General features: G+C 40.3%; 23 protein-coding genes, 1 tRNA gene, 1 pseudogene and 1 riboswitch. Of the genes and pseudogenes, 11 read left to right on the top strand and 14 right to left on the bottom strand.

The annotated features are described in order from the left end of the window. Positions 1-22 precede the first annotated feature (22 nt). Both PROVALCAL_RS11480 and PROVALCAL_RS11475 read right to left on the bottom strand, forming a co-directional pair. A complete protein-coding gene (locus tag PROVALCAL_RS11480; RefSeq protein ID WP_006659430.1) occupies positions 23-346 on the bottom strand; it encodes an AzlD domain-containing protein in 324 nt (107 codons plus the stop codon). Beyond that, positions 346-1,017, bottom strand: a complete 672-nt coding sequence (locus tag PROVALCAL_RS11475; protein ID WP_006659429.1) for an AzlC family ABC transporter permease — start codon at positions 1,015-1,017, stop codon at positions 346-348. The genes PROVALCAL_RS11480 and PROVALCAL_RS11475 overlap by 1 nt, the downstream gene beginning before the upstream one ends. Positions 1,018-1,089: 72 nt before the next feature. Here PROVALCAL_RS11475 and PROVALCAL_RS11470 point away from each other — a divergent pair, with 72 nt between their 5' ends. Together PROVALCAL_RS11470 and PROVALCAL_RS19490 are read left to right on the top strand one after the other, a co-directional pair. Beyond that, the gene (locus tag PROVALCAL_RS11470) at positions 1,090-1,659 is read left to right on the top strand and encodes a helix-turn-helix domain-containing protein (protein ID WP_006659428.1); all 570 of its coding nucleotides are present in this window, start codon (positions 1,090-1,092) and stop codon (positions 1,657-1,659) included. A gap of 31 nt (positions 1,660-1,690) precedes the next feature. Continuing rightward, complete coding sequence (locus tag PROVALCAL_RS19490; RefSeq protein WP_006659427.1) at positions 1,691-1,867, top strand: DUF2526 family protein; 177 nt, start codon at positions 1,691-1,693, stop codon at positions 1,865-1,867. Positions 1,868-2,003: 136 nt separating this feature from the next. Here PROVALCAL_RS19490 and PROVALCAL_RS11465 read toward each other — a convergent pair whose 3' ends face one another. The 3 genes from PROVALCAL_RS11465 to crcB form a co-directional block, all read right to left on the bottom strand. Next, entirely contained in the window at positions 2,004-3,188 is a 1,185-nt protein-coding gene (locus PROVALCAL_RS11465; RefSeq protein WP_006659426.1) for a M20 family metallopeptidase, read from the bottom strand. Between the two features lie 57 nt (positions 3,189-3,245). Beyond that, a complete protein-coding gene (locus tag PROVALCAL_RS11460) occupies positions 3,246-4,469 on the bottom strand; it encodes a hypothetical protein (RefSeq protein ID WP_006659425.1) in 1,224 nt (407 codons plus the stop codon). 596 nt (positions 4,470-5,065) lie between these two features. Further along, entirely contained in the window at positions 5,066-5,446 is a 381-nt protein-coding gene (gene crcB / locus PROVALCAL_RS11455; RefSeq protein WP_006659423.1) for a fluoride efflux transporter CrcB, read from the bottom strand. A 109-nt stretch (positions 5,447-5,555) separates the two neighbouring features. After that, positions 5,556-5,624, bottom strand: a riboswitch (Fluoride riboswitch). A 144-nt stretch (positions 5,625-5,768) separates the two neighbouring features. Between crcB and fetA the strand changes: the two are divergent. Together fetA and fetB are read left to right on the top strand one after the other, a co-directional pair. Then, positions 5,769-6,421 (top strand): annotated as a pseudogene (gene fetA / locus PROVALCAL_RS11450) (iron efflux ABC transporter ATP-binding subunit FetA). A gap of 9 nt (positions 6,422-6,430) precedes the next feature. Continuing rightward, positions 6,431-7,216 carry an iron efflux ABC transporter permease subunit FetB gene (fetB, locus tag PROVALCAL_RS11445; protein WP_039861912.1) on the top strand — a complete coding sequence of 262 codons (786 nt, stop codon included), beginning with the start codon at positions 6,431-6,433 and terminating at the stop codon, positions 7,214-7,216. 43 nt (positions 7,217-7,259) lie between these two features. Here fetB and PROVALCAL_RS11440 read toward each other — a convergent pair whose 3' ends face one another. Further along, the gene (locus PROVALCAL_RS11440; RefSeq protein WP_006659419.1) at positions 7,260-8,303 is read right to left on the bottom strand and encodes a LacI family DNA-binding transcriptional regulator; all 1,044 of its coding nucleotides are present in this window, start codon (positions 8,301-8,303) and stop codon (positions 7,260-7,262) included. A gap of 237 nt (positions 8,304-8,540) precedes the next feature. On the opposite strand from PROVALCAL_RS11440, the gene PROVALCAL_RS11435 reads away from it, so the two are divergent. The 3 genes from PROVALCAL_RS11435 (at position 8,541) to PROVALCAL_RS11425 (ending at position 11,722) form a co-directional block, all read left to right on the top strand. Continuing rightward, positions 8,541-9,269 carry an SDR family oxidoreductase gene (locus PROVALCAL_RS11435; RefSeq protein WP_006659418.1) on the top strand — a complete coding sequence of 243 codons (729 nt, stop codon included), beginning with the start codon at positions 8,541-8,543 and terminating at the stop codon, positions 9,267-9,269. 35 nt (positions 9,270-9,304) lie between these two features. Next, positions 9,305-10,927 (top strand): FGGY-family carbohydrate kinase, encoded by a 1,623-nt coding sequence (locus tag PROVALCAL_RS11430; RefSeq protein ID WP_006659417.1) that lies wholly within the window; start codon positions 9,305-9,307, stop codon positions 10,925-10,927. 507 nt (positions 10,928-11,434) lie between these two features. Then, positions 11,435-11,722, top strand: coding sequence for a hypothetical protein (locus PROVALCAL_RS11425; RefSeq protein ID WP_006661994.1), 288 nt, complete (start codon positions 11,435-11,437; stop codon positions 11,720-11,722). Between the two features lie 54 nt (positions 11,723-11,776). Here PROVALCAL_RS11425 and PROVALCAL_RS11420 read toward each other — a convergent pair whose 3' ends face one another. Next, the gene (locus PROVALCAL_RS11420) at positions 11,777-12,670 is read right to left on the bottom strand and encodes an endonuclease/exonuclease/phosphatase family protein (RefSeq protein ID WP_006659415.1); all 894 of its coding nucleotides are present in this window, start codon (positions 12,668-12,670) and stop codon (positions 11,777-11,779) included. A 221-nt stretch (positions 12,671-12,891) separates the two neighbouring features. After that, positions 12,892-13,926 carry a LacI family DNA-binding transcriptional regulator gene (locus PROVALCAL_RS11415; protein ID WP_006661996.1) on the bottom strand — a complete coding sequence of 345 codons (1,035 nt, stop codon included), beginning with the start codon at positions 13,924-13,926 and terminating at the stop codon, positions 12,892-12,894. Between the two features lie 236 nt (positions 13,927-14,162). Between PROVALCAL_RS11415 and PROVALCAL_RS11410 the strand changes: the two genes are divergently transcribed. Genes PROVALCAL_RS11410 through PROVALCAL_RS11400 form a run of 3 tightly spaced genes read left to right on the top strand, consistent with a single transcriptional unit; the run spans position 14,163 to position 16,185 of the window. Next, positions 14,163-14,609 (top strand): PTS sugar transporter subunit IIA, encoded by a 447-nt coding sequence (locus PROVALCAL_RS11410; protein WP_006659413.1) that lies wholly within the window; start codon positions 14,163-14,165, stop codon positions 14,607-14,609. Positions 14,610-14,629: 20 nt separating this feature from the next. Next, positions 14,630-14,917, top strand: coding sequence for a PTS sugar transporter subunit IIB (locus PROVALCAL_RS11405; RefSeq protein WP_006659412.1), 288 nt, complete (start codon positions 14,630-14,632; stop codon positions 14,915-14,917). 11 nt (positions 14,918-14,928) lie between these two features. Then, positions 14,929-16,185, top strand: coding sequence for a PTS ascorbate transporter subunit IIC (locus PROVALCAL_RS11400; protein WP_006659411.1), 1,257 nt, complete (start codon positions 14,929-14,931; stop codon positions 16,183-16,185). Between the two features lie 84 nt (positions 16,186-16,269). Here PROVALCAL_RS11400 and PROVALCAL_RS11395 read toward each other — a convergent pair whose 3' ends face one another. Then, complete coding sequence (locus PROVALCAL_RS11395; RefSeq protein ID WP_006659410.1) at positions 16,270-17,076, bottom strand: bestrophin-like domain; 807 nt, start codon at positions 17,074-17,076, stop codon at positions 16,270-16,272. Positions 17,077-17,313: 237 nt separating this feature from the next. Then, positions 17,314-18,084, bottom strand: a complete 771-nt coding sequence (map, locus tag PROVALCAL_RS11390) for a type I methionyl aminopeptidase (protein ID WP_039861908.1) — start codon at positions 18,082-18,084, stop codon at positions 17,314-17,316. A 281-nt stretch (positions 18,085-18,365) separates the two neighbouring features. Between map and PROVALCAL_RS11385 the strand changes: the two genes are divergently transcribed. Beyond that, complete coding sequence (locus PROVALCAL_RS11385) at positions 18,366-18,785, top strand: hypothetical protein (protein WP_006659408.1); 420 nt, start codon at positions 18,366-18,368, stop codon at positions 18,783-18,785. A gap of 49 nt (positions 18,786-18,834) precedes the next feature. On the opposite strand, the gene PROVALCAL_RS11380 is transcribed toward PROVALCAL_RS11385, so the two are convergent. The 4 genes from PROVALCAL_RS11380 to PROVALCAL_RS11365 all read right to left on the bottom strand — a co-directional run bounded on the left by PROVALCAL_RS11380 (position 18,835) and on the right by PROVALCAL_RS11365 (position 21,962). After that, entirely contained in the window at positions 18,835-20,046 is a 1,212-nt protein-coding gene (locus tag PROVALCAL_RS11380) for a nicotinamide mononucleotide deamidase-related protein YfaY (protein WP_006659407.1), read from the bottom strand. 132 nt (positions 20,047-20,178) lie between these two features. After that, positions 20,179-21,378: an enoyl-ACP reductase FabV gene (gene fabV, locus PROVALCAL_RS11375; RefSeq protein ID WP_006659406.1), complete on the bottom strand. Its 1,200-nt coding sequence runs from the start codon at positions 21,376-21,378 to the stop codon at positions 20,179-20,181. Positions 21,379-21,476: 98 nt separating this feature from the next. Continuing rightward, positions 21,477-21,635 carry a hypothetical protein gene (locus PROVALCAL_RS11370; RefSeq protein ID WP_039861905.1) on the bottom strand — a complete coding sequence of 53 codons (159 nt, stop codon included), beginning with the start codon at positions 21,633-21,635 and terminating at the stop codon, positions 21,477-21,479. A 240-nt stretch (positions 21,636-21,875) separates the two neighbouring features. Next, positions 21,876-21,962, bottom strand: a tRNA-Leu gene (locus PROVALCAL_RS11365). Positions 21,963-22,029: the final 67 nt, after the last annotated feature.

The raw sequence follows: 22,029 nt of genomic DNA, 5'->3' as shown, positions 1-22,029 counted from the left end.
TGCCATAGGGGCTTTTTTTTGCTTAAAATAACCAACGCAATGCTGCCGTCATCAATGCTGCCGATAACACAATCACAATAAATGGCTTACGATACCAAGTGAGTATTCCTGCAACGACCACACCAATAATTTTAGGAAAATCAGATAGTTCATCACCTGAAAAAACCGTTGCTGTCATCGCTACAGAAAATAAAATGACAATAGCTGCCGCCGAAAAGAGTGCTTTATTTTGCTCAGTGAGATTCACTCGACCTTTTAGCAAAGCTCCAGATGCACGCATCAAATACGTGCCAATTGCTAAAATAAGGATCCCACTCATCATCAACCATGAATGTTCCATCATCATTATTTCCTTATATAGATAACTAAACTCAACAGTGCGAGTAATACAGGAATACCCGCGGGTAACACTGGTGTTGTTACCATAGCGATAACCGCGCCGATTATGGCGGCTAATCTCAGGCGTTTATCTTTTAGCGCCGGCAAACTGAGCGCCAAAATAATGGCAGGAAACATTGCATCCATCCCAAGGGCATGAGTATCTTGGATAAAGCTCCCCAGGATTTCACCTATAATTACTCCGACAGGCCAGCAAATCAAAATACCTAACCCACATAGCCAGAATGCAGCTGTTTTCTCTTGCTGACTTTCTTGCGCCAAACCAAATACCACACTTTCATCATTCATAATGTGGTACCCCAGCAACGCTTTCGGTCCTTTTCCTGCTAGCTCACTCACAGCAAAACTAAATGGAATATGACGAGAATTGACCAATAAGCCCGCTAAAGCAGCGGATATCGGACTTCCCCCAGAAAAAACAACACCAATAAATAAAAACTCAGACGCGCCCGCTAAAACCAAAATAGACAATACCAGCGGAACCCACCAATCAAAGCCTTGTGAGTGAGCTAAAGCGCCATAAGATATCCCCACAATTAGGTCCGCAATACACACCAGTGCAATGTTTTTCACTGTGCTATTATGGAGAATAGAAAACTGAAATGTAGATTTCTGCATAGAACGACCGTTCGATATAAAAAACATTCGTTCATTATGTCGTTACATTAGGCTAAGTGCAATTAAAATAGGATGTTTACGTTGACCTTATTCACGCCCCCAATCGAATTAATTTCAAAATCCTTGGCTTGTGAAAGGCAAAAAAGTGGGATGTCTCTCTCCGAGCTTGCCCGTAAAGCGGGGATAGCTAAGTCCACATTATCCCAACTTGAAGCGGGCAGTGGTAATCCCAGTATTGAGACGTTATGGGCACTGTGTGTCGCCTTGGATATACCATTTTCGCGTTTAATTGAGGAAAAGCGTGCAGCGGTAACCGTGATCCGCCACGGTGAAGGCACACCAGTTAGTGCAGAACATGCAAACTATTTGGCATACCTACTCTCCTCTGCTCCAGCCAATTCCCAGCGAGATATTTATACGGTTGTCGCTCAGCCCGGCCGAGATCGTATTTCATCACCCCATATGCAGGGGGTCACTGAACACATTATTTTAATGTCAGGACGAGCCTTAGTCGGTCCTCTCGAGAATCCCGTAGAACTCAATGTCGGTGATTACATTCATTATCGTGGTGACGAGCCACATATCATGCGTGCACTTGAGCCAAACACCATGGCCGTCATGGTGATTGATAAACAGAATTGATTAACGAACGCTATGCTTAGGAGAATTTACCGTGGATTATTATCAAGATATAGCCAATAAAGTGGCATTACTGCTAGATGAAAACATCGTTCATAACATGAATGAAATGCTGATGCAGCTTTCTCATGATGAGCAGCTCACCCAAGAACAACGCTTTGAGTTACAACAACGTCTCAGAGAAGCTATTTTTGTTCATCATAATTCGTAATCAACATCATAATTCTGCATTTTGTATCAAAGCCGAAAGATCCTAGTTTATTGAGTAAAAAAGAAAACCCGAACGATATTGCTTACCGTTCGGGTTATATTCAATATATCAACACTAGACTCAAACAATCCCAGCCTTAGAATTTATCTTGCTGTAAATAAGACCATGCATACTGCGCATAAAGTTCCGCACCGGATGCCATGACGTCTTCATCGATGTTAAAACAACCGTGGTGATGTGCCCATTGAGTATCTTTTTCTGGGTTACCCGAACCTAATAGAGCGAAACATCCCGGGATATTTTCCATATAAAAGCTAAAATCCTCGCCACCTGGCGTCGGCTTTTCCGCCATTAAAGCCTGTTCACCGAATGCTTCCGCTATCACCGATTGCGCCAATAATGCACTACGCTCCTCATTAATAACAGGCAGTGTTCCGTAGATATAATCCACTTCTGCCGTTGCGCCATACATTGCTGCAGTATGATCAGCATAACGGCGAATCGCAGCTTCAATGCGATTACGTGTTTCAATATCAAAACAACGTACCGTACCATCGAGCACCGCATTTTCGGCAATAACATTGAACCGTGTCCCAACATCCATTTTACCGATAGTCACCACCGCAGAATCTAAGGATGATGTTTCACGAGAAACGATAGCTTGCAAATTCATGACAAATGATGAGGCAACAATCGCGGCATCAACGGTAGCCTCAGGCATTGAACCATGCCCCCCGCGCCCTTTAAATTTCACGACCAATAAATCCGCAGAAGCAAAAGTGCCTCCCACATTACATGACACTTTTCCGGATGGTGTCGTTGACCAAATATGCATGCCGAACACGTTATCGACATTATCCACCGCCCCTTGTTTCACCATCGCTTTAGCGCCTTGCGCTATCTCCTCAGCAGGTTGAAAAATGAGGCGGATATTTCCTTTTAATTCATCACGAATTTCATACAATGCTTTAGCGGCGGTCAACAACATCGCCGTATGTGCGTCATGCCCGCAAGCATGCATTTTCCCTTCGTTTGTCGATTTATACTCAAGAGCCTTATTCAACTCTTGCACAGGTAAGGCATCAATATCTGCACGTAAAGCGACTGTTTTTCCAGGCTTGCCGCCCTTAATGTCTGCAATAATCCCTGTCGGTTCAGTCAGCCGATATTCGATGCCTATTTTCCCTAGCTCTTCAGCAATTCGTTTTGTCGTTCTCACTTCCTCGAATGGCAATTCTGGATGAGCGTGAAGATCTCGTCGAAAAGCTATCATCCCTTCAGTGTGCTTTTTAATGGAAGCTGTAATGTTATTATTGACCATTTTCTGTCCTTATTTATTTTTTAACGCCTTATTATTATGCGTTTTTATATTCAATTATTACGCCGCGACAGGCACGATATAAGCTACCATGATGCCCGCTAATACCACAGATACCATGGTGACAGAGATAAATCCGCCAACTAGCATCGGTCCTAACATGTGACTGGTTAAAATCTGACGCTCTTTTTCATCTTTGGTCAGCGCATTTATCGCTTCATTGGTAATGATATAATCTGCTGGGAATCCATATAGCGCAGTCAATGAAACCGCAAATGCCATCTCTTTTGATACCCCTAAAATTTTCCCTACAATCCACGATGCGATGAACATGCCCACTACAGCGGCAACAATCAACACCACCATTGGATAGACTAATCTCAGCAACATATCAGGCGTCGCGTGATTTAACGTATCAAAGATGAACAGCATCAATGCCATGATAGCGAAACCAAAACCGTTCGCTTTCTGTAACGGTTGCCTCTCCAAAAAGCCCATCGAAGACGCGATGACACCAAATAATAAGCACAGAACAAATGGGCTGATACTGACATAAGGCGCAGCAACCGTAGAAGCCAAATACGCTAAATAGCCCACTACCACTAATCGTAAAAATTGAAAATAGCTGGTGTTATAGTGACTTGGAATACGTTTAAACAATCGAGGCATTGCACTTTCTGACGCTAATGTTTTTACTTCAACATCATCCGCGCCATCAACGGCCAAAGACTCTTTCCATGCGCCACGGCGGTATTGCTCAAGCACTCGGCGCCCTTCACGTTTCAGCATAATTGCCGTTAATGGGTATCCCGCAAAGCCTTGCATCACATAAATTAAGATGGCAAATACAGATAAATCCACCAGTCCTGCTTCTGCCGCCCCTTTTGACATGATCAACGAAGAAACGATACCGCCCACTAATGGTGGAATTGCCACTAACACGGTATTTAAATCAAATAAAGCGAGACCTACGCCATAAATAAAAACGATAATTCCCAAAATACCAGATAACGAAATTAAGATAGTTTTCCATTGATGCAAAAGTTCTTTCAATGACAGCAATGTGCCCATGTTCGTAATTAACAAATACATCAACATGACAGCAACCACTTTAGGGATCCCTGCAATGCTAACAATATCTTTTGGGAAGAACGTCCAATAACCTAAAAGAAATAATACTGCGCACACAAATACCGATGGGATCCAAGCTTTTGTTCGTACCGCAATGGCATCTCCGATGTACAGTATCCCAACAATTAATAATAGAGCTAACATTTGTGACATGACTTTTCCCCGTATTTATTATTTTTATTTATTTCCGTTGTAGTTTTTTATAATTAAAATTTGGCTTTAATTAAACTTTGACATTCAAATGGCGAGTAAATTAAAACCAAACGATATATATCCATCCAACCCATTACAATTAAACAACAAATTCATCATATCACTGAAAAAATGGATGTATAGATTAAGTTACAGTGTAAGGATGGAAATACACTAATAGGGTATTACGAGTGACATAGTCATATATAAGGTTGGATAATTGAAAAACAGAAACATCACTTTGCGATAATCTGAGTTTTTGATGGGATATTTTAAAAAAGTTACTTTTATTAATAATTCATTCTTTTTCGTGACAAGGGAAATGCCAAATTTATATTCTGTTGCCCAGTAATATATTTTTATTCATTCACTATTTATTTGTCAGATTTTCATGATAAAAGCAAATTGTTAGCCATGTTGGCAATATATTCTGCTTTATTTCACCCTTCCTCATTTTTTCTGAAAATAAAGATAAAAATAGCCTATTCGCATCCACAAATAGGCTATTAATTGAACACATCCAATGAATGAGAAATAAATCACTGCACCGATGTAGATTATCCTTGAGAAAGCATGTTATGACACAGCATACCCAATAAAGTGAAGAGCAACGCGCCGAGAACATGTATTGCAATGGTACTAAATGCGACCACCAGCTTCCCTTCTTGTAGCATCACCAATACTTCCAACGAAAACGTTGAAAAGGTAGTAAATGCCCCACAAAAACCCGTCACAATAAATAATTTGTATGCAGGATTAATATTCGCACTCGCAAAGTAAGAGACAGCAAAACCAATAATAAAGCCGCCCACTAAATTGACGAATACCGTACCAAAGGGGATATGAGGATGTAAATTATTGAGCTTCAAGCCGATTAGCCATCTTAACCAGCCACCTAACACTGAGCCCAAAGCAATAGAAATAAGAGATGCGTACATTGCTACTTTCCTTACAAGTCATATGGGAATAAATGCAAGGAAAAGCTCCCGCAGACATTTATGCCCTACATTCGGGCACATAATCCTACGTGCCCATCCAAATGAATAGGTTTACGTAGGCATCATCAGTCCACAAAAGGACGGTTAAACTAGGAGGAATGCCATCTCCTAACAAGACGTTACTGAAAATAATAAGGCAACTATTTTAGCCATGCAAATCTAATTTACCCAATCTGTTCCACATAACGCGGTGTCTATTTAGCCTAAATTGGCGCATAATATCCATAATCTCGATAATAGAATTAGATGGATTAGGTCATACATGGAAACAAAACACACCTTACTACAGCTCAAAAATATCGGTTTTCAGGTTGGTCAGAAGATAATTTTGGATAATGTGCAGATTGACCTATACCCTGGCGAATTTAAATTGATCACGGGTCCCTCAGGTTGTGGGAAAAGTACATTACTAAAAATTATCTCTTCTTTACTTCCTCCTAGCTGTGGAGAGATCCTCTTTGCTGGGCAAAACATCAATACTATTTTGCCAGAAAAGTATCGCCAGCAAGTCTCCTATTGTACTCAGACACCCGCGTTATTTGGGAATACCGTCTATGACAATTTATTTTTTCCATATCAAATTCGTAACCAGTCATTTGATAAAAAAAGATTTTAGATGATTTAAGCTATTTTTCACTGCCAGACTCAATCCTAGAAAAAGGAATTAACGAACTTTCTGGTGGAGAAAAACAGCGAGTTTCGCTGATCCGCAATTTGCAATTTCTACCGCAAATCTTACTTCTGGATGAAATTACCAGTGCTTTAGATGAACAAAATAAAATCAAAGTCAATGAGCTAATTCATCAATTAGCGGTCAAGAATAATATTGCCATACTTTGGGTCACTCATGACCAAGATGAAATCGCCCATGCTGACGATATTATTACTCTTCCCGTACATCATAGCGAAAAATAGGAATTAACCGTGCATCAACCTACTATTTCTAATGAGTCGCTCGCTTTCTCTATCATGTTAGTCTTAGTGGCAATTTTTATTAGCCACAAAGAAAAGCTTTCTCTCGAAAAAGATATTATTTGGAGTACTTTCCGAGCTATTGTTCAGCTTTTAATTGCCGGATATATCCTCACATATATATTCCATATTGATCATAAAGCACTCACTGTTTTATTAGTGTTATTTATCTGCTTTAACGCTGCATGGAATGCAAAGAAACGCAGCAAATACCTCGACAAATTATTTATCACCGCATTAATTGCCATTACCTCAGGCACATTTTTAACCTTGTTGGTATTGATTATTACTGAAGCTATCGCCTTCACTCCAATGCAAGTGATCCCAATTACTGGCATGATTGCAGGAAACGCCATGATAGCCGTTGGTCTTTGCTTCAATAACTTGGGACAACGATTTAACAGTCAACAGCAACAAATTCAAGAAATGCTGAGCCTCGGAGCAACGCCGAAAATTGCTTCAGCATCCATTATTCGTGAAAGTATTCGAGCATCATTAATCCCTACTGTGGATTCAGCCAAAACGGTTGGGATTGTTAGTCTACCAGGTATGATGTCAGGGCTAATTTTTGCAGGGGTTGACCCTTTGCAGGCAGTTAAATACCAAATTATGGTAACCTTCATGCTATTAGCGACAGCCAGTCTTTCTACCATTCTTGCTGGCTATTTAACCTATGTGAAGTTTTATAATCAACGCCATCAGCTGCGATTAGATACCTTGAATAAAAACACTCAATAATATCTTCGTCAGGCTTAATATCCACTTTAAGCCTGACTTTATTTTATGCTATTTTTCCTACCGTGATTGGCATCACTTCGATCAGTTTAGGCTGACTTTCCCCTGATTCTATCAATTGGAAAACGTGCGCTAACATGGCAGGAACATCCTGTTTAACCATATCAATATCATGACCTAGCAGTGCAACAAATGGATCCCAGTCAAAACATCCCATTAGCGGTTGATGCTTCTCCGTATAACCCTCTTGTATTAACCATCTCATCACACCTTCTAATGAAATGGTTGAGTTAACGAATAATCCGCACAGTGCTATTTTTTTAGTGTTATCAATAGATTGTTTATGTGAGAAATACGCAGACAACGCTCGCTCCGCTTTTTCAGGCGCATAACCACACGTCAAAATATGGTGGGAAGGTACATCAATATTTAATGCGTTATGAGCATCAATAAATCCTCGAATTCGTTCGAGAGTATTATGTTCATCTTCTCGCCCTCCCACAAAGACTAACGACTCCGATGAGGCTACTTTTTGCTGCCTTTTTCGTAAGATATTGAGCGTCAGTTGCTTTGCACCATGATAGTTATCTGAAATAACCGAAGGTGCCAGTGTACCGGGTAAGTCTAAATTTAATGTCGGAACGCCGGATGCATGACAAATTTGCGTAATTTTATCGGGATCTGTAGCCCCTGTAGAGATTAACCAATCCACTTGATAAGACAACATGGCCTTCGCGGCTTCCAACTCTAACTGGGGGTCCCTTCGTGTACACGTAATAATAGGAAACAAACCCCGCTCACGCGCCATTTCTTCAAAATGTTCCACAATCGAACCAAAATAACGGTTATCGTATTTGGGCACCAACATCCCAATAATTTTCGATTTATTACTACGTAATAAACTCGCTTGTTTATTAACTGAATAATTTTGTTCTTCTGCTAAGCGTATAATTTTTTCAGCCAATTTCGCGCTAATACGTCTTTTTTGCCAATTTCCATTCAATACTGCGCTAACGGCACTGGCTGAAACCCCTGCCAACTCTGCAAGGTCATAGATCGTCGTTTTCTTATTTTGTCTGATCTTGCTCACAAATTCATGCCTCCATTTTTTCCTAGCTTGACACCAAAGCGTAAAAGTCGCAATACTGCTCTATCGATTGAGCTTACATCGAAATTAACCTAGAATCGAGTTGATATGGCGTTTTGCCTGCATTCTCACTCAATGAATACACACCGCCAAATTCCCTCGTAACTGACTAAAATTAAATAATTTCTAATATTCAACCTACATCTCTATTGATTAACTAACTTATCCGGAGTGAACATCATGGCTATCTCATTAGAAAACAAAGTTGCCGCAATTACAGGTGCGGCTTCTGGTATTGGACTTGAGTGCGCACGTACCCTACTTAAAGCTGGCGCAAAAGTCGTTTTAATTGACCGAGCAGAAGAACGATTAAATCAGTTAGTTGCTGAATTAGGTGACAGTGCAATCCCGCTAGTCGTTGATTTAATGAAACCTGAACAAGTAGATGGCATGTTAGATGCTATTTTAGCAAAAGCGGGTCGCTTAGATATTTTCCATGCAAACGCAGGGGCTTATATTGGCGGTCCTGTTGCTGAAGGGGATCCTGATGTTTGGGATAAAGTGTTAAACCTCAATATCAATGCTGCATTTCGTAGTGTTCGCGCTGTTCTGCCTCACTTTATTGAACAAAAATCAGGGGACGTCCTGTTTACTAGCTCAATCGCAGGTATGGTACCCGTTATCTGGGAGCCGATTTACACGGCCTCTAAATTTGCAGTTCAAGCCTTTGTTCATTCGACTCGCCGCCAAGTTTCTCAATATGGTGTTCGTGTGGGTGCCGTATTACCGGGTCCAGTCGTGACGGCGTTACTCGATGATTGGCCAAAAGAAAAAATGGAAGAAGCATTAGCCAATGGTAGCTTAATGCAACCGATTGAAGTCGCTGAAGCCGTTTTATTCATGTTAACTCGCCCAAAAAATGTCACCATCCGTGATCTGGTCATTCTTCCTAACAGCGTTGACCTCTAATTTTACCGATAACAACACACATTGTGGGAGGACACATGAACAGCCCTACGCAAAACAAAAATGACGACGTCGTCATTGGGATTGATGTCGGTACAGGGAGTGCGCGAGCAGGTATTTTTGATATGTGCGGTAACATGCTCGCTTCCGCTAAACACGATATTACCCTCTACCGTGATAGCGCTAACTTTGCGGAACAATCCAGCAACGAAATTTGGATGGCGGTTTGCTATTGTGTGAAACAAGCTATGGCGGAAGCCAAAATGGATGCGAGACGGGTCGCAGGAATTGGATTTGATGCGACCTGTTCTCTGGTTGTTTTAGATAAAAACCAGCAACCTATTTCAGTCAGCCCAAGTGAAGATCCGGAGCGCAATATTATTGTTTGGATGGATCACCGAGCGACCGAGCAAGCCGAGCGCATCAATAGTTTACAGCATCCTGTCTTAAACTATGTCGGTGGTAAGATTTCGCCAGAAATGGAAACTCCAAAAATTCTTTGGCTGAAAGAAAATCGCCCCCAAACTTATGATGACGCGTGGCAATTTTTTGATTTGGCAGATTTCCTTACCTGGAAATCAACTGGTTCTTTAGCGCGTTCCACGTGTACGGTGACGTGTAAATGGACCTATCTTGCCCATGAACAGCGCTGGGATGCTGACTATTTCCGCCAAATTGGTCTCACTGAACTCGCTGATGAAAATTTTGCTCGGATCGGTCAGGATATTGTTGAACCAGGTACACCAAATGGTCATGGTTTAACCGCGCAAGCCGCTGAAGAAATGGGATTATTAATCGGAACCCCCGTTGCCGCAGGAATGATTGATGCTCATGCAGGTGGCATTGGCACCGTCGGAGTAAATGGTGATGCCACCGCTAATATGGCCTATGTTTTCGGTACATCCTCATGCACGATGACGACAACGCAAGAGCCGGTTTTTATTCCTGGCGTTTGGGGTCCATATTATTCCGCAATGGTACCAGGTATGTGGCTCAATGAAGGTGGACAAAGTGCTGCTGGTGCCGCCATTGACCAACTTCTCTCACTACACCCAATGGCAGCGCAAGCCAAAGCAATCGCTAAAGAGCAAGGTAAGCCATTACCAGTAATGCTAGCGGATAAGGTGTTAGAGAAGTCCAACAGCCCATCTCAAGCCGTTGAATTAGCAGAAGGTATTCATATTGTTCCTGAATTTTTAGGCAATCGAGCCCCCTTTGCAGACCCACATGCAAAAGCAATCATTGCGGGTTTAACGATGGATAATAGTTTTGATAATTTACTCGCCTTCTATACCGCAGGTGTCTGCAGTATTGGCTATGGCTTGCGACAGATTATTGAAGCTCAAGCCCAGTCAGGCGCAAAAATCCAAAATATCGCAATTAGTGGCGGTGCGGGTCAACATCCATTAATCCGTCAGCTACTTGCCGATGCCTGTGGAGTTCCCGTGATTTCTACACAAGCGAGTGAACCTGTATTATTAGGCTCTGCTATTCTAGGCGCTGTTGCTGGAGGCGTTTGTGAGAATGTTGCACAAGCCATGGCTCAATTCGCTAATATTGACCTAACCTATCAAGCAAATAAACAATTTAAATTACATCATGAAACCCGTTTTGCTTCTTTTAAACATTTACAACAATGTGCTAGAGAGCTAAAAGGTTAATATAATAATTTTTATACACAAAAAAGGGATAAATTAATTTATCCCTTTTTATTAACTATTCCTTACTTTTTATTTCTCATTTAAATTTAGATATTAATTTAAAAATAAAAACACCCATCATTAATATTAAATAAAATTTAAAATAAATTAAAAATCAATTTAATATTCAATCCGTTTTCTCGTCTAGGTCAGTGGAATACACCTAAAATACGCATTTATTAAGCATAACGCAAAGCAGAGAACAACTTCTCCAAATAAATCATATCATTAAATATGCACCCAATATTCTTAAACACGATTGAAATCCATTAGTATTTGCAGGGATTAAATTATGATTTTCAAGCTTCAATATTCTTCCTTGGAAATAAATAGCTAACATAATGATATAATAAGAAATACTTTTTTAGGTTTAATTTAAAAACCAAAAACTAAAATTATCCGACTAATTTTGATAAAAGATTTATGGTAACTTGTGTACTATTCGAAAAAACAAAAATAGGACCCATCATGACAAATACACAACTACTATTACTCGCAACCAACAACGTCAAAAACAATACTGAACTTAGCCATTCTCAAGCGTCCTATGTTTATCAATATTATTATGCGAATGTTGCCAACAAATTCCTATCAGTTAAAGATTTCATGAAGGAATTCATAAAATTAACTAAGCCGGCTCTGGAGAGTGAACAGGATCTTCAAATACTGAGTTTACGTATTTACTCAGAAATTGAGAACTATTTAGGGGCGGCACAAACTCGTTTTATTCAACGTCAAAAATTATTGCAAAAGTAAGCGATAAAGCACAAAACAGACCTCCCATCGAGGTCTGTTCATCATCAAATTAACTTATTGTTCTTGCAATTCAAGTTCTGCAATAACTGGCAGATGGTCACTGACTTTCGACCACTGAAAATCCTTGCTATCTGTCGGTATCGTCATGTTTTTGACATCCCATACTTGCCCTTTATAAGTAAAAATGTGGTCAATATCAATGGCAGGGTTAACCGCTGGCCATGTTCGATAATTTACCCCTTTTTTCTCAACGGGATTCCAAAAATAGCTAATTTCTTCAATCGGTTGTTCTTTCGCCGTTGAGTTAAAATCGCCAGCAAGGATTTTAATAGAGGCGGCGATATTATCAAAACCCGTCTCTGTATCACCAATGGTCGCATCTAAAATATGGCGAACTTGTCCAATACGAATGGTTGGATCTTTTTGCCAATCTAAGTGTGTTCCCATGATAATAATGGGTGAATCAAAACCAGGCTTAGTAATTTGTGATAATAACACGACACGCTGTTCTGCTCCCCCAGAGGGTAAATTCACGACTTGGGATTTTTCAATTTTATATTTTGATAAAATACCTACCCCATATTCACCACCATCAAAATCGAGCGCCTTACCAAACGCAAAATCCATCTTGTTAGCTTTGGCTATTTCCTCGAGTTGATTCACTTTTTTACTACGAGCAGTTTTATTATCAATTTCAGTTAATACAATTACATCCGCATCAATCTTAGCAATTGCTTTGCTGAGTTCATCTAAATTAGCCACATCCGCTGCCAGCTCATTCTTACCGATATTGTAGGTAGCAACTTTAATTGATGGTTTATTAGCGGTATAGACCTTATTAGGCGTTCCCCCATTTTGCACCATTAATACTTCAGAGCCCGTTGTTGCAGCAGTAGCACCACAGGAAACTAAAATTGCGGCAGAAATTAATGTTTTTATTGGTTTCATCGTTTATTTATCCCCAGTAAAATGGCTACATTCAAGCTAAATAGATACCTATCTCTGCACAAAATCCGAGCATTCAAGATAGATACTTCTAAAAAGTAACACAGAAGAATAAATAAACCGTGACCTCTACAGCACTCTTATTTCGAGATTAAAAATAACTTTTAGCCTTTATGTAATTTTGTGACCCAAACCACACTGCCATACAACAAATAGATTATTTTCTAGCCACTTTGTCTTGCTTCAAATTTATACGGAAAAATAATCTCATCTTGCTCATTAATAAAATTCTCTTCCGCCTCACTTAGCCATTTTAATAATTTCTTTGCCGTTTCCCGCGCCATTTTACTGTAATCAATACGTACAGAAGTCAATGATGGATGAATATGATCACAATTCTCAGACCCTTCGACACAGGCGATTGCCAACATTTTAGGCACTTTGATTAATCGTCTTTGGCATTCAAACATCACCCCCAGCGCTATCATTTCATGGCTACAGATCACCGCTTCTAATTCAGGCTGGCGAGTTAACATTTCACTAATCGCTTGTCGCCCAAAATCCATTGTGGCGATATAAGGAGTGGTAATACTCTGTTCAGCACTTAAATTATGCTTTAACAACGTATTATTCCAGCCACTCAGTTGCTGGCTCTGCATTTTGCTATCCATTTGCGCACCAATATACCCAATACGTTGGTGACCTTTTTGTAGCAAGTAGTGAGTGAGAAAACTGACTGCTTCCCCCAAGTTATTTTTTATATTTAATGAAAAACGATGGGAAGAGTCCCCTGTCACACTAATAACAGGGATAGGTAAATTATTTAGCGTATTTAGTGCACTCTCAGAATTCACCACACCAAAAATGACGAATGCCGCAGGGCTACTTTGTAATAACGTGAGTAAGACTTCAGACTCTTTTTTATGTTGATAATCATGGCTACCAATCACCACTTGGTAGTTATTTTTATTCAAGACTTCTTGTAATGCTTGCAGAAAAACTGAGCTCGCATTATCCCTCAATGAAGGGATTAATACCGCAATAGTGCGACTTTGACCTGATGCCAAAATACCTGCGGCAGAGTTAGGGATATAACCCAGCTCTTCAACCGCTTCATTGATCTTTTCCCTTAGTTTATCCGAGACTAATTCCGGTGTACGTAAGGCTCGTGATACCGTCATTGAGCCGACGCCCGCATATTTAGCAACGTCTTGTAGGGTGACTCTTCCTGTATTCTTTCTTTTTCGGGTTTTCTGCATGAAATTCTTTTGATTCATCTAAACTGATTATTCAACGGCGATAACTTACCACAGGTCTGATTTGTTAATTAACAGACAAATGCACTAAAAATGATTTTATTAGGGATATTTAGCCAAAATGATAGCGCTATCACGAAAATGAACAATTCAACTAGATAGCGCTACCATAGATCACTACTATTCACTCAATTACTACAATATCTAACAATAATTCTTTTTTACCAGGAGCCAAACCAATGCTAACCACATTATTAACCCCAAATGTGATTCAGGTGGTTGAGAGCGCCAATGACTGGCGTGATGCGATAAAAATTGCCTGTAATCCGTTAATTAATAATAAGTTCATCGAACCTCGTTATATTGATGCCATCATTCAATCCCATGAAAAAATCGGTCCTTACTATGTATTGGGTCCGGGTATCGCAATGCCACATGCGCGTCCTGAAGATGGAGTAAATCAATTATCCCTTGGACTAACTGTCATCAAGCAAGGGGTTGAATTTGGCTCTGAAGGTAACGATCCAATTAAGTTATTGATTGTTCTTGCGGCAACCGATAGCAATAGCCATATTGGTGCTATCGCAAAACTCGCCGAACTTTTTGATAACCAAGAAGATATTGATAGCATCATGCAATCAGAAAACGTAGATGACATTCTTAACATCATCGCTAAATATGAATAATTGAGTCATAGGTAAATATTATGAAAATCACTGTTGTTTGTGGAAATGGTTTAGGTACAAGTCTGATGATGGAAATGAGCATCAAGACAATTTTAAAAGACCTGCAAGTTGCGGCTGATGTTGACCATGTTGATTTAGGCTCAGCAAAAGGTACCGTGAGTGATATTTTTGTCGGCACTACAGATATTGCAGAACAATTAGTTGCTCAGCAAGTTGGCGGCGAAATCGTTGCTCTGGAAAACATGATTGATAAAGTTGCGATGAAAGAACGTCTGAGCGTAGCTTTACAGAAACTCGGCGCGATGTAACCGGAGGCTTCATGGAATTCTTTCGTTTTCTGATGCAAGATGTGCTTTCAGAACCCGCCGTACTGGTTGGTCTGATTGCCTTAATTGGCTTAATTGCTCAAAAAAAACCTGTCACAGAATGCATTAAAGGCACCATCAAAACCATCATGGGTTTTGTGATTTTAGGTGCAGGTGCGGGTCTGGTTGTCAGTTCTTTAGGTGATTTCTCCGCTATTTTCCAACACGCATTTGGTATTAACGGTGTTGTACCAAACAACGAAGCTATCGTCTCTATTGCACAGAAAAGCTTCGGTCGTGAAATGGCAATGATTATGTTCTTTGCGATGTTAATCAATATCTTGATTGCTCGCCTGACCCCATGGAAATTTATATTTCTAACCGGTCACCATACTTTATTCATGTCTATGATGATTGCGGTAATCTTAGCTACCGCAGGTATGGAAGGAACGATGCTCGTTGCAGTCGGCTCACTGATTGTTGGTTTCTGTATGGTATTCTTCCCTGCCATTGCACATCCATATATGAAGAAAGTGACTGGCTCCGATGATGTTGCAATCGGTCACTTCTCCACAATTTCTTATGTATTAGCTGGCTTTATTGGTAGCAAATTTGGTAATAAAGAACATTCAACTGAAGACATGAATGTGCCAAAAAGCTTACTGTTTCTGCGTGATACCCCCGTTGCAATTTCATTCACGATGTTCATTATCTTTATCATTACTTGTTTATTTGCAGGCAGTGATTTTGTTCGTGAAGTCAGCGGCGGTAAAAACTGGTTCATGTTCTCGTTGATGCAATCCATCACTTTCGCCGCAGGTGTTTATATCATCCTGCAAGGTGTACGTATGGTTATCGCGGAAATTGTTCCTGCATTTAAAGGAATTTCTGACAAACTGGTGCCAAATGCCAAACCAGCATTAGACTGTCCGGTTGTCTTCCCTTATGCACCAAATGCGGTATTAGTTGGCTTTTTAAGTAGCTTTGCGGCAGGTGTGTTAGGTATGTTTGTTCTGTATGCACTAAACATGACCGTGATTATTCCTGGCGTTGTTCCTCACTTCTTTGTAGGTGCAGCTGCGGGGGTATTTGGTAATGCGACAGGTGGACGTCGTGGTGCAATCCTCGGTGCCTTTGCTCAAGGTCTACTGATTACATTCTTACCTGTATTCTTACTGCCAGTCCTTGGTGATATCGGGATTGCCAATACCACCTTTAGTGATGCTGACTTCGGCGCTATCGGAATTCTATTAGGTATTATCGTTCGATAATTCATTCACCCTCTGGGTACCTACTCAGAGGGTTTTTTCTATTTATACGACTTCAGTAATACGGACATTCCAATGGAGCTTAATTTACTTTCCCAGCCAAGCACCATCCTTAAATAAGAAATCTTGCAATAAAACTAAATCATCCGGTGTTACGTGGATCACCCCTTCTCCTGGAATATCAATTTCAGCAATCATAAATAATGCCAGTGTCGTCAATGATGGCAAAATCACAATTAACCAATTTTTTCCTTTTGTTCCACGAATATTGTAGCCAATCAAAATATTCGAACAGACCGCAAAAAAGATTAATAAAAACCATGCCGCATTCGGGATTTGGTGCCGCCAACTCGCCATCGTTTTTTGCTGTGACACATACAGATCACCAAAAGCAGATAAAATAGATGAAACCACTGGGTTCGGCGAGGCTTGGGCTTGTTTAACGCCAATTTCCCAAAGTTGCCCTTGTTTTGTTAATGAAGCCATCCTCCATTGATTATTTTCATCGCTTACCCCTGACTTAAAAAACTCGATGCGCGCTTCAAGATATTGTTGAATAAGTAATGATGCCTCCACTCGTTCATCACCGCTGAGTAATTGTGCGCGTTGATATGCATTACCAATCGCTATAGCTTCATTTTCTTCTGTTTGTTGGCGATTATTATAGCCATTGATTGAAATGGAGAGTACGAATCCAATTAATAATCCCAGCAATGATAGAATCGCTCCCAAAATAATCTTAGCTTCATCATCAGCCAGTTCCTCATGGGCACTGCGACGTTTAAAAATATACTTCCCAATATAAGCGGAAATAATTAATAAAATAAACGTAACGATAAATAAAAGAATGGAATCAATGGGGGAGTCATTAATTAACTCAGAGAGGTTAAACATACATAGCACCAGAAAAATTTATTTTCCGATATATAGCACAATCAAATGAGCAATATCCATGAAAATTACCTTTTAACTGGGATTTTTAGTAATAAGCTTCAGACTGCATATCAAATAACGACAACCCAAGATGAAATGGTATCAATAAATGAATAACCGTAGAATTTAACTAGCTAATTTAACTTAATAAAGAGAGTCGCCATATTCATGTTTAACTCGATATGGCGATGTGCTGTATTAACGCTCTTCTTCACGTAAAGTGAGAACTTCATAACCCGCTTTAGTGACTAGAATGGTATGCTCCGATTGAGCAGATAGCTTTTTATCTCGAGTCACCACGGTCCAACCATCTTTTTTGGTTTTGATTTTCATGCCACCTTGGTTAATCATTGGCTCAATCGTGAATGTCATACCTTCCTTCAGAACAACACCTCTGCCACGAGTCCCATAGTGCAATACTTGTGGATCTTCATGCATTTTACAACCAATGCCATGCCCACAATATTCACGAACAACACTATAACCATTTGATTCAGCATGGTGCTGAATTGCAGAGCCAATATCACCCAATGTCGCTCCGGGCTTCACTTGCTTAATGCCTTCCCACATTGCATTATAGGTATCTTTCACTAATTTACGGGCAAGTGGAGAAGCCTCCGGCATCACATACATTTTGCTTGAGTCCGCAATAAACCCATTTTTCTCTAACGTAATATCCACGTTAATAATGTCTTTAGGTTTTAATATTTCATCTACTTTTGGCACACCATGGCAAACTACTTCATTAATTGATGTGTTTAAAACATATTGATAACCATATTGCCCTTTACTGGCTGGGCGTGCTTGGAGTTCATTCACAATATAGCTTTCAACTTTATCGTTAATTTCCATCGTCGAAATACCAGGAACAATAAACGCATCCAACATTTTAAAAACGCTGGCGAGTAACCGCCCTGACTCTCGCATTAACGCTATTTCTTCAACATTTTTAATCGTGATATTATCCATTAAAATTTCCTTATACTGCTGTTCTTGCATTTAGCATGTCGATAAATAACATGCTAAAAATCTCACTTAACATAAATTGATTATGTCCATAATTTGCTATGATCATAACGTATCAACTCATCCCATTAAAGCGACTCCATGGAGAAAGGCACAAATCAGCATAAAACACAATTTACTTACCTTCGGGGATTATCTTAGTTACAGTCTAAATAATTGCTGCTAGATTACTTATAAAGATACGGCATTATTATTAGGTTATTGATATTAATTTGAGAGAGCGAATGAAAAAATACTTACTCGGCATTAGTCTCGGTGCAAATATTATTTTGCTTGTTGCCTTAGTGACGGTTACCTTTATGCTATTTAATTTAAAAGCCAAAGTTGATACTGCCATTCAGCAAGTCAAGGACGGGGAATATATTGAATTAGCCAAAGAAAATATGTTACCTGATTCTTTAAAAAATCTTTCCCAAATTGATGTCACAGAGAAACCTTGTGATTATTTTTATCAAAACGTGGATGTATTTATCGAGTATTTAAAAGATAATCCGGACATTGCAGGTGCAGATATTTATGCCAATCAAATCACAGCATTGAAACGTAAGATTGAAAAAGCCCCCTCCGTCTTTCAAGATAAAGCGTGCGAGAAAGGTATTTCAGGTCTTAATTTTATGATTGAAACTATCTCGCCAAGTGAATAATCCTATAAGCCACTCTCGACCAAATAATCAGAGAGTGGCATACGGCTGATTATCTCAATGACATTTCGATAATGTCAGTTTGGTCAAGCCACTCATAATTTCCCATAATAGGGCGACTATCTAACCAACGAGATAGCATATCCAGCATCAACATCACACTGACTTGTTGTTTCTCTAATTCTGAATGATGGTGAGGCAAATATTTCACGCGCTGCGCATAGCTCCCCGTTGGCGTTGATAACGCTAATGACAAATCGCCATTATGGTATTCACCAATAACTAAACCGATTTCACTGTCGCTCTGTGTTGTATTATTTTTTGCAGTTTGGATTAAATTAGCTAAATTCAGATCACCCTCTACAGGCATGGCGATATTGCCGTCCATAATCGGTGCTCCAGCTGCATTCAATGTCCAGTAAAGCAGTCCTGCACTAAACTGCTCGTGAGTGACGACCGATAAGTGTTTCTGTTTCAGTTTTTTCCCCACAACAGCCCCAAGTCCCTCCGTACCTTCAAAGACTTTATTATCGCCGACGCCGGCTTTAATCACTTGCCAGACTTTTTCCATTTCATCACGTTGACTGGCTGGACCTGTCAATTTCAGCTCAATGATTGGCATTGATGAACGATATCCGAGTACACACTCTTTCGGTAATTTTAGTGCATCAAATTGCCTTGCAAGGCTACTTTCACTGCGACCAAAGCAGGTTAATCGTAGACAGAGCGGTGACTCCGGCAATATGAATTTTTGACGTAATCGCGGAATAATTTGCTCGTTGACCATCACTTTAAACTCGGAAGGAACACCCGGTGTGAAAAATAACCAGCAATCATTCAGATACAGTGAAAAGCCACAGGCAGTGCCGACTGGATTATCAATAAGTTCCGCATTTGCAGGCAACATTGCTTGCTTACGGTTAGTTACCGGCATTTCGCGACCTCGAGCGGTAAAATAGCGCTCCATTTCAGCAATCCATTCTGGGTGCTCTATCAATGAAACACCCGCTGCTTTTGCTGCAGCTAGGGCGCTAAGATCATCACTGGTCGGCCCTAAGCCACCGTTCACAATAATCACATCCGCATGCAGACTGCGTTCAAGAAATGTTGTCACCAAGCTATCAAGGGAATCACCGACGGTAGTGCGACTATGGAGCGGTATACCTTGCTGAAAAAAACAATCTGCTAGCCAAGCTGCATTAGTATCAATAATTTGTCCATGCAGAACTTCATCGCCGGTACTTAACATCTCTACAATCAACATCCCAGAAACTCCCTTTTTAAGACTTTCTATAAAAAGCCAATTTGAACATTATGATCCTAGATAACAAAAAATAAAACCCCGAGCACCGGTTTACCAGTGCTCGGGGTTTTCAGGCAAATAGATAATTATCTATTAAACTAATTCTTTCACTTCAAAATTAGCTTCGCCGCTTAAATCTGCTTCGTAATCAACGCCATCTAAGCCAAAGCCGAACAAGCGTAAGAATTCCGCTTTATAGCCTTGATAGTCCGTTAATTCATTGATGTTGTTATCGTTCAGCTGCTTCCAAATTTGACGACACGTTTCTTGCACGTCATCACGCAGTTCCCAGTCATCTAAACGCAGACGGTTTTTCTCGTCGGTATCCGGCGCTTCGCCACTAAATAATTTAGTTGCAAACAGACGCTGAATTTGCTCGATACACCCTTCGTGAATACCCTTCTCTTTCATGATTTTGAACACAATAGAGATATACAACGGCATCACTGGAATTGCAGAGGATGCTTGGGTGACCACTGATTTAAGGACTGCAACGTGTGCTGAGCCGCCTTTCTGTGCCATTTTTTCGTTGATAGCATGAGCTGCACGATCTAAGTCTTCTTTTGCTTTACCTAAAGTACCGTGCCAGTAAATCGGCCACGTTAAATCAGTACCAATATAGGAGTAAGCAACAGATTGTGCATTATCAGCCAGAACACCCGCATCCGCTAACGCGTTCATCCACAATTCCCAATCTTGTCCACCCATGACTTTCACGGTGTCTTCGATTTCTTGCTCATTGGCAGGCTCAACAACTGCTTCGATCAGCACGTCTTTGTTGGTATCCAGCGCAACAGATTTGTACGGTTCGCCAATTGGTTTTAATGCTGAACGGACAATTTCTCCGGTTTCAGGCATTTTACGCACTGGAGAAGCCAGTGAATAAACCACTAAATCCACTTGACCTAAGTCTTGTTTAATCAAGTCGATAACGGTTTGACGGCATTCATTAGAGAATGCATCACCGTTGATGCTTTTTGCATACAGACCCGCTTCCTTTGCTGCTTTGTCAAAACCAGCAGCATTGTACCAACCTGCGGAACCTGTTTTGCTCTCACTGCCCGGCTTTTCAAAAAATACGCCGATGGTCGCTGCACCGCTGCCAAAAGCCGCATTGATGCGTGAAGCAAGACCGTAACCAGTGGATGCACCAATTACCAGAACCTTTTTCGGTCCATTTTTCAGTTCACCACGAGATTTCACATAGGCAATTTGCTCACGAACATGGGCTTCGCAGCCTGCTGGATGAGCTGTAGTGCAGATAAAACCACGAATTTTAGGTTTGATAATCATAGTAATTTTTCTTGGTAGCTAACAATCGAACACTAATATACCTGATATTCATCTTATACTTAAGATGTATAGGCAAGAAACATAGTGAACAGACCAGTTTATTTAGGATCTTGGTTCTTTTCCTGCTGTTCTACTTGAGAAAAAGCGAGTATTTTCAACCAATCTGCAAGTAATGGCGTGGTTTTTACCGCATCGAGCATCGCACGTTCATGTTTTGTTAAGCGAACAACCACAATTTCAGTTTTCATATTCGACATCACCCTCTCCTTTTTCAAAACGCTGATATTGGCACAGTTCAAGGTGGGATAGGTCTGACTTACTTATTTTTACTTAGTCTTTCGGTAAATTGAGAAAAATGGGTGAAAAATGACAAAAATCTTATTGAGATATATACCATTGAAAATATGGAATTATTTTATCTTCAGATACAAAAAAGCCACCTATAAGGTGGCTTTTTGTTTTTCTAACTTGCCGATTATTATCGGCTAATTTTTATATGGTGCCCAGGGCGGGACTTGAACCCGCACAGCCTAAAGGCCGAGGGATTTTAAATCCCTTGTGTCTACCGATTTCACCACCTGGGCTAAATTTTTAGTACTGCGTTACTGCTGCCTAATCAGAAAGACTCGCTAACTGACCAGTTTAAAACTT

The organism is Providencia alcalifaciens DSM 30120 (genome assembly GCF_000173415.1).
Taxonomy (GTDB): domain Bacteria; phylum Pseudomonadota; class Gammaproteobacteria; order Enterobacterales; family Enterobacteriaceae; genus Providencia; species Providencia alcalifaciens.
This window is presented reverse-complemented; position numbering and strand designations above follow the sequence as displayed.